11 protein-coding genes are annotated in these 12,414 nt (G+C 32.4%); 2 read left to right on the top strand and 9 right to left on the bottom strand.

The window, feature by feature from the left end:
- From ACZZZT_RS21445 to ACZZZT_RS21420, 6 genes are all read right to left on the bottom strand, one after another.
- Positions 1 to 219, bottom strand: a complete 219-nt coding sequence (locus tag ACZZZT_RS21445) for a hypothetical protein (protein ID WP_463461862.1) — start codon at positions 217 to 219, stop codon at positions 1 to 3.
- A gap of 2 nt (positions 220 to 221) precedes the next feature.
- Complete coding sequence (locus ACZZZT_RS21440) at positions 222 to 671, bottom strand: GNAT family N-acetyltransferase (protein ID WP_073392950.1); 450 nt, start codon at positions 669 to 671, stop codon at positions 222 to 224.
- Between the two features lie 27 nt (positions 672 to 698).
- Positions 699 to 1,046 carry a tetratricopeptide repeat protein gene (locus ACZZZT_RS21435; RefSeq protein ID WP_073392953.1) on the bottom strand — a complete coding sequence of 116 codons (348 nt, stop codon included), beginning with the start codon at positions 1,044 to 1,046 and terminating at the stop codon, positions 699 to 701.
- 21 nt (positions 1,047 to 1,067) lie between these two features.
- Positions 1,068 to 2,336: an MFS transporter gene (locus ACZZZT_RS21430; RefSeq protein WP_463461861.1), complete on the bottom strand. Its 1,269-nt coding sequence runs from the start codon at positions 2,334 to 2,336 to the stop codon at positions 1,068 to 1,070.
- A complete protein-coding gene (locus ACZZZT_RS21425) occupies positions 2,323 to 3,894 on the bottom strand; it encodes a glycoside hydrolase family 10 protein (RefSeq protein ID WP_463461860.1) in 1,572 nt (523 codons plus the stop codon). Before ACZZZT_RS21425 ends, ACZZZT_RS21430 begins: the two co-directional genes overlap by 14 nt.
- A 427-nt stretch (positions 3,895 to 4,321) precedes the next feature.
- On the bottom strand, positions 4,322 to 5,530 hold the full coding sequence (locus tag ACZZZT_RS21420; RefSeq protein WP_463461859.1) for an anhydro-N-acetylmuramic acid kinase: 1,209 nt from the start codon (positions 5,528 to 5,530) through the stop codon (positions 4,322 to 4,324).
- A 247-nt stretch (positions 5,531 to 5,777) separates the two neighbouring features.
- On the opposite strand from ACZZZT_RS21420, the gene ACZZZT_RS21415 reads away from it, so the two are divergent.
- Together ACZZZT_RS21415 and ACZZZT_RS21410 are read left to right on the top strand one after the other, a co-directional pair.
- A complete protein-coding gene (locus tag ACZZZT_RS21415) occupies positions 5,778 to 6,989 on the top strand; it encodes an alpha/beta hydrolase-fold protein (protein ID WP_463461858.1) in 1,212 nt (403 codons plus the stop codon).
- Positions 6,990 to 7,288: 299 nt separating this feature from the next.
- A complete protein-coding gene (locus ACZZZT_RS21410; protein ID WP_463461857.1) occupies positions 7,289 to 8,362 on the top strand; it encodes a type I restriction endonuclease in 1,074 nt (357 codons plus the stop codon).
- 300 nt (positions 8,363 to 8,662) lie between these two features.
- Here ACZZZT_RS21410 and ACZZZT_RS21405 read toward each other — a convergent pair whose 3' ends face one another.
- The 3 genes from ACZZZT_RS21405 to ACZZZT_RS21395 all read right to left on the bottom strand — a co-directional run bounded on the left by ACZZZT_RS21405 (position 8,663) and on the right by ACZZZT_RS21395 (position 12,336).
- A complete protein-coding gene (locus tag ACZZZT_RS21405) occupies positions 8,663 to 10,441 on the bottom strand; it encodes a DUF6119 family protein (protein WP_463461856.1) in 1,779 nt (592 codons plus the stop codon).
- Positions 10,442 to 10,730: 289 nt separating this feature from the next.
- A complete protein-coding gene (locus ACZZZT_RS21400) occupies positions 10,731 to 11,804 on the bottom strand; it encodes a hypothetical protein (protein ID WP_463461855.1) in 1,074 nt (357 codons plus the stop codon).
- Between the two features lie 298 nt (positions 11,805 to 12,102).
- Positions 12,103 to 12,336, bottom strand: a complete 234-nt coding sequence (locus ACZZZT_RS21395; protein WP_463461854.1) for a hypothetical protein — start codon at positions 12,334 to 12,336, stop codon at positions 12,103 to 12,105.
- Between the last annotated feature and the right edge of the window lie 78 nt (positions 12,337 to 12,414).

Below are 12,414 nucleotides of genomic sequence, written 5' to 3'. Positions count from 1 at the left end.
TTATTTTTTGATAACTATCGTCATTAAAAACAACTTTTTTCTTGCTTTCATAATTCGTTGCAGCACTCGCCCGACTGTGAAAAAAGTCAATCCGCCAATGTTGTGTTCTTTAATCAAACGTTCGGTTTCCTGAATATTTTCTTCGGTATCGTTTATAAAAACAGCAGGAAAAAAGAATTGTCCCACTTTTTGTTTTAATGCTTCGGCTGTCATTTTCATTATTATAAAGTCTTTTTCATGCAAACGCTATTCTCCATTTTTTCATAAGGAGGATAATTCGGAATTATACTGTAACCTGATTTTTGGTATAAAGCAATCGCTTCGGGTTGTTTTTTTCCGGTTTCTAAAACTGTGTAAGGATATTTAATTTCTGCAGCCCAGCGTTCTAATTCGGTTAAAACCTGAGAGGCAATTCCTTTTTTTCGATGATCCGGATGCACGTACATGCGTTTTATTTCCACCGAATTGCTTTCTTTTTCTCTAAAAGCGCCACAACCTACGGCAATGTCATTTTCATAAAAAACAACCACATGTTTTATTTTATCAATTTTATTAAACTGATTATAAAAACTGTGATCTTCTCCGTCTCTAATGGCTAAATCTTTGTCTAATAAAGCAACAAGATTTACAAAATCAAGATCGTCAGAATTGGTTCTTTTCAAAGTAATCATGATAAAACTACTGTAAAATTATTGATATTAAAGCTTACTTTTCTTTTGTTTAGCCAATTTAGCAAGCTGTGCTTTAGTGTGTAAGGCTTTTTCCAATCGGTTTTTAAAACGGAAAAGTTTTGGTAAACCTTCCAAACGATCTTCAAGCGTGATTTCTTCAAAAACAACAATTGCTTTTTCTAAAACCCGAATTTCGTTGTCGATATCGTTTTGGTTTTTGTAGATCGTAGCCAATCTATCGTAAGGATGATTTCCTTTAAAGCTTTCCGCGACATTTTCTTCATATACTTCAATTGCTTTTTCAAAATTTCCTTCCTTTTCGAACTCAGCGCCTTTTAGGTTGCGTTCGTTTTGCAAATTTTCATTGATTTCCATAAGTAAGAGTTTGATTTGGGGTTAAACTTCTTCTGATTTTTTCCCAAAATCTTTTGGGAAAATTAAAAAACGGGACAAAATCAATCCCGGAATTGTCGCCAGCAGAACCCAGATAAAAAAGTGCTGATAGCCTAAATATTGTTGTATATAACCGCTTAACATTCCCGGTATCATCATTCCTAAAGCCATAAATCCGGTTGCAAGAGCATAATGTGCTGTTTTTGATTCTCCTTCGGCAACATGTATTAAAAACATCATAAAACCTGTAAAACCAAAACCGTAACCAAATTGCTCTAAAATAACAACGGCGTAAATATAATAAATAGAAGAAGGGTGAAAAAATGCCAGCAAAATAAATCCGATAATTGGAAGGTGCATCGCTAAAAACATAGGAAACATCCATTTGGTAAGTCCTTGTTTCGAAATAGCAATTCCGCCCAGAATTCCGCCCAGAGTTAAAGCGCCAACACCAAAAGTTCCGTAAATTATTCCAACAGCTTCAGTGTCTAAAGCCATTCCGCCAATATTTTTTGCATCTAATAAAAATGGACTTAGCATTTTAAGCAATTGCGATTCTCCTAAACGAAACAACAAAATAAAAGCCAATACCAATCCGATTTGTTTTTTCTTAAAGAAACTTACAAAGATAGTGGCAAAGTTTTGGTGGTGAACTTCTTTGTTTTCAACCGAATTGATTTCATTTCTTGGTGTAAAAACAAAATTATAAACCGTTATTACAGTCATTAATAAACCAACCGCAATCATCGTGTACGACCATGCTTTTGTATTATCTCCGTATTTATGTTCTAAATATCCGGCAAATAAAACGATTAATCCGTTTCCGGCTAAAAGTGAAAGTCGGTAAAAAGTACTTCTGATTCCGAGGAAAAAAGATTGCTGTTCTTTGGGTAAAACCAATAAATAGAAGCCGTCGCTGGCAATATCATTAGAGGCAGAAGCAAAAGCGGCGACCCAAAATATCGCCAATGTCATGATGAAAAATCCATTGGATGGTACCGTAAAACCGACCAGTAAAAACGCAATCGAAATAAGCAATTGCATCGATAAAAACCATTTTCTTTTAGTTCCGTTCAATTCAATAAACGGACTCCAAAGTGGTTTTATAACCCACGGCAGATATAATAAACTGGTATAAACCCCAATGTCTTCATTAGAAATTCCGAGATTTTTGTACATGATAACCGAAACGGAAATGATGACGGCGTAAGGCAATCCAGACGCAAAATTTAAAAGCGGAATCCAAAACCACGGAGATTTATCTGTTTTCATTCGGTTGTGCAGGTGTATAGATTTTAAATGTCTTTTTTGTGTCGATAGTAGTTGGGGTACTTTCGTTCGCAAAATAATCAATAAAAGTTACAGCGCAAGCTTTATACTGATTCATTTTTTCTGCAGGAATAGAAAATGAGATCGTACCGTCGATTTCATGCACCATAATCTTGTCTATTATCTGCGTTGCATCGTTAGTATTGATTCTCGAAATATGATCTGCACCGTAAACAACGATATAACGAACTTTGGTATTTAACGGCGATTTGATGTTGAAATAATATTTAAGACTGTCTTTTGAAAATTCATTTACCGTTGGAATATCAATTACAATACGCTTTAAATTAGGAACTGCAGGCGGAAGCGCAGGATATTTATATTGATTTTCTTCTAAAAGACGAACGATATCGAAGTTTTTGGTCATGAACCATTTTGAACTAAAATAAGCGCTTCCGCCCACTTTTTTGAAACTTCTGGCGTAATCAATCTGCGTTGGAATTTCACTTACATAATTCCAGCTTTTATCGCCATCGCCTCGAATTTTGTATGAAGCATGACCAATATAAAGAGCCGTATTATTCGAATTTTCAGACCACCATTTTACCAGTTTTGAGTAAGAAGCACGTGGATTATTCATGCTCCAATACAATTGCGGCATAATGTAATCGATCCATTTTTGGTCCATCCATAAAACAGGATCGGCATATAAATCGTCGTAATTGGAAGTCGATTGTGTCTCAGAACCTTTTGGATCCATCGATTTGTTTCGCCAAACCCCAAACGGACTAATTCCGAACTGAACCCACGGTTTACTTGCTTTTATTGTTGTAGAAATCGTATGCACAAAATTGCTCACATTCGCACGACGCCAATCGGCAAGGGATAAACCTGAACCGTATTTTTTGAAAGAAGCCGTGTCGTTAAAAACTTTTCCGGGAACGGTGTAAGGGTAAAAATAATCATCAAAATGAATCGCATCGATATCGTATTTATCCACAACTTCTTTTACCACTTTCGTTAAATGCGTCTGAACTTCAGGCAAAGCGGGATCGTAGTATAATTTCCCACCATATTCGATCATCCATTCCGGATGTTTGAAAATGTCGTGCGTTGGACTCAAAAGACCTTTGTTTAAATCGAAAGTCGCACGATACGGATTCATCCACGCATGAAATTCAAAACCTCTCGAATGCGCCTGCTCAATCATCCAGGCCAAAGCATCATAATACGGAGCCGGAGCCTGACCTTCTTTCCCCGTTAAAAAACGTGACCAGGGCGCCAGTTCCGAAGGATAAAAAGCATCACCAACACTACGAATCTGAACAATTACGGCGTTGTAATTTAGTTTTTTATAAGCATCTAAAATCTCGATAAAATCAGCTTTTTCTTTTTCTACGTTGTCAACGGCGGTTTTTGGCCAGTCGATGTTGACAACCGTTGCAATCCAGACACCTCTAAATTCATTTTTGGGATGCGTCACTTTTTCCTGCGAAAAGGCATTCCATCCAAGGGTTAATAAAAATAGGAGAGAGTATATTAGGTGCTGATTTTTATGCATTTCAATCTTTTTTAAACAGAAATCAAAAATAGTTTTTTTAGCGGACTATAATAAATAATTAAGAAATTATAATTTGTATGCTAATTGTTTGATTTTCATGTGTTTGTTTTTGAATAAATTTACGGTAAATATTAATAATGTATTGTGTGTTGTTTTTTTTGCCACGAAGGCACAAAGGCACAAAGTTTTTTATAAAAAAATCTGCTAAATCTGACCAATCTGCGTGAGAAAATTTTAAGCCACGGATTATAATATTTCACGCAGATTTAAAAAGATTTAAGCAGATGTACACAGATTAATTTATAAAAATCTAAAATTAGATCTGCCTAAATCTGTAGAATCTGCGTGAAAAAAATAATTCACGAAAATTTGTGCAATTTGTGGCAAAAAAAACTTTGTGCCTTTGTGCCTTCGCGGCAAAATCATTTTAATCTGGAAAAGAAATTTTGCCCATCGTAACGGAAGGAATTCCTTTTTTTGTTCCGAAATTAAAATCACCGCCTGCAACCGTTTCATTAGCTAAAAGCGCAAATAAAACTGCTTCTTTAGCATCGCTTAAAATCCCTAAATCATCGCTTTTATAAAATTCGCAAGGCAATAATTCCTTCAGCCATTTTACCAATAACGGATTATTTGCACCGCCGCCCGACATATAAACGTTGAAATTTTCAAGTTCATACGAGGTGTTTTTTGCTGCAAACTGAATCGCTTCGGCAATTGTTTCTGCGCTAAGCCTCGTTAAAGTGGCAAGCAAATCTGGTGCCGAAATATTTTGAAGACTTGTTTTTACCAATGCATTTTCGACAAAACCTTTATTGAATAATTCCTGACCAATTGTTTTTGGGAAGCTTTTCGTGAAGAAAGCATTGCTTTTTAATTCCGTTAAAAGCATTTGATTTACCGTTCCGGTTTGGGCAATTTCAGCATCTTTATCGTAACTTTTTTCAGGGAAATAATGTTTCGTAAAAATGTCTATTAACGTATTTGCGGTTCCGGTATCAGTTACGAAAACTTCCTCAGCGTTTTGGGAAGCAGGTAAATACGTAAAATTCGCAATACCGCCCATGTTGAGCATAATACGGTTTTCGCCTTTTTTGCTAAACAATAAATAATCGCCATAAACAGCCAAAGGCGCGCCTTCGCCACCCGCAGCAACGTGTTTTTGCCTGAAATCAGACAAAGTGATAATTCCGGTTTTTACCGCAATATGATCGCCGTCGCCAATTTGTAAAGTCGCATTTGGGAATTTTTCCTGCTGATGCAAAAACTTTGGAGCGTGCAAAACCGTTTGTCCGTGCGAGGCAATTAAATCGACTTCGTGTGCGGGAATGTTCCATTTTTCGAGACAATTGTTGACCAAACCGGCATGCAAAATCCCGATCCATTCGTTTAATAAAGCCAAATGCTGAAAATCGATCGTTTTCTGTGCAAACACTTTACGGATTTCGGTTTTAATCTCTTCAGAATAACTGATGGTTTCGAATTCAAGAATTTTTACAACCGTATTTTCGCCCGCACCAGAAATGGCACAAAGCGCAATATCAAGTCCGTCGAGCGAAGTTCCGGACATTAAACCTATTATTTTTCGGGTCTCTTTTTGAGCGATTTCGTGCAGCCAACTTATATTTTTATTCATTAAAATGAAGTTTTAGAAAAGCAGTTTTATTTGATAACGCTAAAATCAGATTTATTTGCATATAAATATAGTGAAAAAGGAATTTTTTATTTCTAAAATTCACTAATTCGGAAAAAGTAACTCAATTCTAAAAAGGCTAAAAATGCAGAAAAAGTTTTATAATTAATTGGTTAAGTTTGCCCGGAAATTCATCAGAATTGTTTTGTTGAATTCAAATCATCAATCAAACATTTAATCGTAAAAAACTATGAAAACATTTTTTTATTCTGTTGCCTTATTTATGCTGTCTTTTTGCATAAAGGCGCAGGAAAACAGTCCTTTTACAACAGGATTTGAAGAAACCATCTCTTCAAAAATATTAGGGCAGCAGCGCAAAGTCTGGATCCATATTCCGAATAGTAACGGAGGAAATAAAATTAAAGACAGAGGTAATTATCCTGTCATTTATTTGTTAGACGGAAGCGAAAATTTTAACACCGTTGTGAGTATTACAGAACACATGGCAGAATCGAACCTTTGCCCGCCAATGATTGTAGTTGGAATTTTGCATCAAAACCGATTGGTTGATTTAACAACCGGTACAGATAAAGAATTGCCAGATATTGTGGGCGGCGGCGAGAAATTTATGTCGTATGTCGAGAAAGAATTGATTCCGTATATCGATGCCAATTATCCAACAACGTCGTATAAAACTTTTATTGGTCATTCGCTTGGAGGTTTGACGGTTATGAATACTTTTTTGCATAATCCGGGTTTGTTTAATTCGTATGTTTCTCTTGATGCTTCGTTGTGGTGGGACAATCAAAAAGTAGTGAAAGAAGCCAAAACGATTTTGCCAACTCAAAATTATAAAGGAAAAACATTGTATATGGCAATGGCAAACCGTTTAGAAAGAGGCGTAGATACGGTAAGCGTTCAAAAAGACACAAGCGGAATTACGGGACTTATTCGCAGTAATTTAGCATTTATAAAAGAGTTGTCTAAAAACAAAAAGAACCAATTGCGTTACAAATACAAATTCTATGAAGATGACAACCATCCTTCGGTACGTTTGATTGGAGAATATGACGCGCTTCGATTTATTTTTGAATTCTACAAACTTAAAATTTACGACAGCGAATTAAAAAATCCTGATTTTAAATTAGATTCTTTATTAGTTGCACATTACAAAAATGTTTCTGAAAACATGGGTTATATCGTAAAACCCGGAGAAAGCCAGATTAACAATTTGGGTTACCAAATGATGGGCGCGAAACAATTGGCAAAAGCCGAAACCTTATTTAAACTCAATACCACAAACTATCCTGAAAGTGCCAATTGTTATGATTCTCTTGGTGATTTATATCTTGAAAAAGGCGATAAAGCAAAAGCGATTGAAACTTTTAAAAAAGCTTTAACCCTAAAAGCAATTCCGGAAACGAAAGAGAAATTAGAGAAGTTGTTGAAGGAGAAGAAATAAGATTATTTAATTATATATTAGGAAAGCTCAACTTTGGTTGGGCTTTTTTTGTGGACAAAATCAGGTATTTGTACTTGGTTGTTTAGAATTGTCAATTGATACATTTGAAGAATATGATTTATCTCTACAAATATGGTTTTCCGTAAAAAAAATGTAAATCAACATTCTACATTTGAAAATTGCGTTTATGAGCGAGATGCTCACGCCCCTGGAGAATCATTTTTGCTACTGTGCAGAGAATTGACTAAACCCAGATAATCATTTAAATAGCAATAGAAACACCAATATACACTAAAAATATGGAAGCAGATTTAAAACTAAAACTTGAACAATTACACAAAAGAGTTGATTCATTAAAAGATCAAATTAATACCGAAGAAGCTACTAAAAATGCATTTGTAATGCCATTTATTCAAATTTTGGGATTTGATATTTTTAATCCTACAGAAGTAATTCCAGAATTTATATGTGACATTGGTACAAAAAAGGGCGAGAAAATAGATTATGTAATTAAGAAAGATGGTGAACCCATTTTAATTATTGAATGTAAACATTGGAAAGAAAATGTTGATGCACATAATTCACAACTTCATAGGTATTATCATGTTTCAAAATCCCGTTTTGGAGTTTTAACGAATGGCCATACTTATAATTTTTATACTGATTTAGAAAAACCAAACATAATGGATGAAAAGCCATTTTTTACATTAGACTTGGCAAATATTTCTGATTCCAGCTTAAAAATTCTTGAAAATTTTACCAAAAGCAGTTATAATTTAGAAAATATTTTAGACTCGGCAGAAGCATTAAAATATATAAAAGCAATAAGAAATGAATTTGAAAAAGAATTACAAAATCCGTCTGATGAAATTGTAAAAATGTTAGTAAGCAAATTCTTCAATAAACCATTAACTGCATCAAGGTTAGTAGCTTTTAAAGAATATACAAAGAAAGCTTTTTCTAACTCTATAAATGAATCAATAAATTTCCGGCTTAAAAATGCATTAAATATTGGTGAAACTATTCCATCAAAAGAAAATCAAAAATTATCTTCTGTAGATGAAGAAATTGAAACACCAAGATTTATTACAACCGAAGAAGAAATAGAAGGTTCACAAATTATTAAAGCGATTTTAAGAGAATCAATTCCTGCTAATAGAATATTTTTTAGAGACACACAATCTTACTTTGGAATTTTATTAGATGATAACAACAGAAAACCACTATGTAGACTACATTTTAATTCTGCTAATAAATATGTAGAGTTATTTCACAATGGGAAAGATAATGGTGAAAAGCAACCTTTGCAAAGTCTTGATGAAATTTATAAATTCAAGAAAGAATTACTTTCTACTATAAAGAACTATGAATAAGTAATTACTTGTGATATTTCCGAGGTCTTTTCAATTGTCCTGATTTTCGAAATCTGCTGGCGCGAGCGTCTCGCTCGTGAACACAAAGAATTCCACAATACAAATAAAAAAATAAAAGCTAACAATAATCTAATAAATAGATAAGAGGGATTAATCTATTCTTGATTTAGATTGCGTTCACGAGCGAGACGCTCGCGCCAGCTGGGGCATAATCTGTTCACTTAAAAATTGAAAGGTTCATGAGCGAGAAGCATTCGCCAGTAGCGATGAGTATCTATTTTTTGATCATTTGGAATTAAACTAAATTACAGATGCCAGATCGAATATTTTTAATGGATACATATTAGTATTCATATCTCTAACACATTGTATTACTGCGTATTTGGCAATGTTTGAACGTAAGATATTTACATTGTTTCTTATGTCAGTATTTAAGGGTAAAGTTGACTTAAATGCCATTACAAAAAATATCTCTTTATTCAATATTGAATGAATGAAATTGTTTCTTACAATTAAATTTCCAGTATTGATTGGTTGAGAGTTGTAACTATTTATTATACCATCTAAAAATTCGTATGTTCCTGAATTTTTATCATTAGAAAATCTGGTAGAAGACAGAACAATTTGATTTGAAAGATCTCTTAATTTTCCGTCAAAGCCATTTTTAACATGTATGAAATACATAGAGTCTTGATCTTCATAAAGTAAATCACATAATTCAATATTTTGACTAATTACTTTGTCAAAAACTCTAAAACCGGTAATACCTAAATAAGTCATATTATAGTTACCTTCGGTAATGCCATTTTGCCAACCAATAGTCAAAATATTATCCCTTAAATAATTTTTAGTAATCATCTCTTGACACCTAGTGTTGATAGAATGTATAAAATCGTTTTTAACTTTGTAATAATTACTATCAATTAAAAATATTGGTTGTCCATTAACATTTAATTCGCAAGTAATATGTTGAGTAAACATTGCATGTGTTTTTTGAATAGTTCCTTTAAAACCATATACTCTAATACCTGAAAGAATATAATTAAAAGTTAGTGGATTAAAATCTTTATAGAGAAATTTCAAGCCCTCTAAATAGAGTTTAGTCCTATCATTCCCTGTGTAAAAAGGTATCTGTGTTCCCCTTGAAAAAATCTCATATCTATCACATTCATAAAATTCTTGCAACTTTGACGGATGAACAAAATCTATATCAAGTTTGGAAGGTCTTGCTGCACTGGATGGAATGAGGCGATCAAACATATCGAGCCTAATACGATAATATAATTCAAGTCTATAATCATAATCAATAATGTTCCTATCCTTAACAAGGACAAATGATGTTAAAGAGGTAGTAACTCCTGTGGACAAAACTTCGGACATCATTTTAAATATATTATGTATTTCTTGAAAGTTGACCCTAGCTTTAATACAGAAATATGAGGAAATTTCGAGATAAATTTTATCAGATGTAAAAGGAATAAAATCGAATACAGTATTGATAAGATCTTCACGTAGTATTAAATTAATTTTGCTTGGAATATTTGTAAAATTAAGACTGTCTGCAAGCTTTTGCCCATCTCTAAAAGTTTCACTTTGCTGGCTCAACTTTCCTGAAATACCTCTAGTTGTTATAAAATTTATTACGTCTTCTTGTAGATCGGCTAAATATTCATAAAATTCCAAACCATAGCGATAATTAAGATATCGTGAAATTACTTGAATTCCACTTCCGCCAGCAAAAGCAAAAATTTGATTGTCAATTTCTGCAAAAAGCGCTAAAGACAACTGTTGCACCGTAAAAGTCTCATTAGCTGTTATTCCAGTAGGTAAAAATGAAGCCCAATGAGATTCTTTTTCATCTTCATTATAAATATAAGTATAATAAGTTACAGAATCGATTGATTTTATTGGAACTGGGATTCCATCAGAAGCAATATCACCTATTTTATTTCTGTGTTTATCAACAATGTGTTGAATTATTTCAACAGTAGTTGTAAAATTTCGAAATTCATAAAATGCTTTATCAATCTGAAAAATCTTTATTTCATACTTGGCTTCTGAATCAAAAAAATTAGTCATCCTTACTAGCTTGTTTAATTAATATTATACTTGTTTAAAACAAAGTTTGATGTTTGATAATCAATGATTTTACGGAAATCCATAATCTCACTAAAATTTGTTTTAAACAAGTATAATATTAAATAAGTATAAAGCAATGCGTACTTATACGGGTTTTTAAGAAATTAGAATAAGTAATAACGTGGATTTAAACCACTCTTGGAAGTCTTTAGAAACCAAAAATTTTATTAAAAGTTATGCGCTGTACAAGTAGAGAGACTTTAGAGATCAAGTAGTGGTATAAAAGATCTTATTTATTGGTTAAAAGAGTAAAAGAATTTAAAGTATCTTGGAGATTATCCCATAAGTCGGTACTCGAACTGATTTGTGGTGAATATGATATTTCAATAATAAAAAAATACTTCTCATTTTCTGTAACCATGATCCATTTTTTATTTTGAAATTTTGAGATTTGTTTGTTGAACTTGACATTATTTAAGGTTATTTCGGTACCTGCTAAAATTTGCTTCTCATTTGCAACCAACTTGTCAATATTTAACCCAAGAACCATTGAATAAGATGTGTAAAAACTAGGAAGTTTTAGAGGTGGTGCTAATGAGTCCTTCGGTATTACGGAAAGTAGAAACGCTTCTTTTGCTTCTAAGGAATCAAATCCCAATAATTGTTTTCTGTAATCTAATAGTTCTTCAAAGTATTCCTTTTTTTCTTCAATATCGGTTGTATCATATCCATAGTCAGATGTATCCAAAAGTATTTTACTCTCTTTCTTAATAAAATCATCTATGATGTCATTCCCGGTTTTATCAGTAACAGAGACTATAGTTTTTGATTCAGTGTTTTCAAAATAGTAATATGTGGCATTAAGTATTAATGAACCAATCCTATTTTGTTTTAATCCTGTTTCAATATTTTCTTTAGTCATTAATTTACTATTGATATTGATAATTTTTAATAATCCGTCAATACCTTTTTCAGATTTAATATTTGTCCAATTTTTATTTGGTTTTTTAAATGCAAATCCAAACTCGGAATTGATGAAGTATTCATTTGTGTTTAATGATGATAATGAACTATATGACAACTCATTAATATTTATCTCATTGCCTCCAAGTTTAATACTTAAGCTTGTTTTAGTTTTTATAAATTCAGACAATATACCCAATGCCATTATAACAATTGAAAAGAACATAAATACTTGTGCACTTTTTAAAAATAAAGCATTTGGTTTTTCTTTTTCTTGCTCTCTCTTAATTAATTGATATGACATAAAAGCCAAAAGAAAACCTAAACCAATTGAGCCTATTTTTAAAATTTCAACAATATCTAATTTTTCTAAAATCCCCGTGATTTCTAATGTCCCCATGATATATCTTTTGTAAATTTTATTTAAAAAAATACTATACTAATTTCTTTATAAGTAATTTTTTTCAATTACTTTATTAGATTTTGTGCCGTAAATAAGAGCTATTTAAAGTTGATATAAAAATAGTTTTAACTTTTTCCATTATTTCTGTAATAAGAAATATCAAGAAGCAAATTAGTAATTTAATACCTAAAGTAACCAAGTATATCTACCTGTTTTTATGCCAGTAAAGAAATTAAACAAAAACCTCGACTTTTTACAATCGAGATTTTTCATTATTAAAGTCACAGCAAAAACCTTATTCCAAATTCAAATAAGTATTTAAAATTTCTGCTAATTTATTCAGCCAAAAAAAGCTGTCTTCTAAGTTAATTAGTTCGTTTTTAAGAGTTGAGTCTTGGCGCAGAATTCCTAAGGCAATGATATAATTTAGTTTCCTTATTGCTCTGGACATTTCTTCGGGATCTATGGTGTCATTAAAAAAATTGGTTAGCCTTTTTTCGGCTTCTTTTGAAAGTGAATTTGTACTCATAATCTATGCATTTAGGAAATATATTGGGTGATTATTGACTAAACCTTCTTATAAAACTTAAAGCCCTAGCCCTGATGG

It is taken from the genome of Flavobacterium sp. AC274 (assembly GCF_979258275.1).
Note: the sequence above shows the minus strand (reverse complement) of the source record. Positions and strands in the feature narration are given on the sequence as shown.